The organism is Corallococcus sp. AB030, from assembly GCF_003668965.1.
GTDB classification, from domain to species: Bacteria; Myxococcota; Myxococcia; order Myxococcales; family Myxococcaceae; genus Corallococcus; species Corallococcus exiguus.
In genome coordinates this window covers 1-556 of record NZ_RAWQ01000482.1, presented here as the reverse complement: position 1 = coordinate 556, position 556 = coordinate 1, and the positions used below count along the sequence as shown (strand labels likewise).

Below are 556 nucleotides of genomic sequence, written 5' to 3'. Positions count from 1 at the left end.
CGCGTTGGGCCCCGGGACGGCGCCTGCTCAATACCTACGGCCCCACCGAAGCCACCGTCATCGCCACCTTCGGTGAGGTGGTGGCGGATGGTGAAGTGCCGTCCATCGGCAAGCCGCTGGCGAACGTGCACGTCTATGTGTTGGACCCGCACGGCCAGCCGGTGCCCGTGGGCGTGCTCGGCGAGTTGCACATTGGCGGCGTCGGCGTGGCGCGAGGCTATGCGGGACGCCCGGGCCTCACCGCAGAGCGCTTCATTCCGGACGCGTTCTCCTCCACTCCGGGCGCCCGTCTCTACCGCACGGGCGACGTGGTGCGCTGGCGGGCTGACGGACAGCTGGACTTCGTCGGCCGCATCGACGCGCAGGTGAAGGTGCGTGGCTTCCGCATCGAGTTGGGTGAAGTCGAGAACGCCCTGCGCGCAGCCCCTGCCGTGAAGGACGCCGTCGTTCTCGCCCGCGAGGATGCCCCGGGCGACAAGCGGTTGGTGGCCTATGTCGTGGGTGAGTCCCTCGACGTCACGGCCCTCCGCGCATACCTCAAGCAGCACCTGCCCGA

At 69.6% G+C, this 556-nt stretch carries 1 protein-coding gene; it reads left to right on the top strand.

The window, feature by feature from the left end:
- Positions 1-556 (top strand): AMP-binding protein (locus tag D7Y15_RS43710; protein WP_148713059.1); only part of this gene is annotated, 556 nt, incomplete at both ends.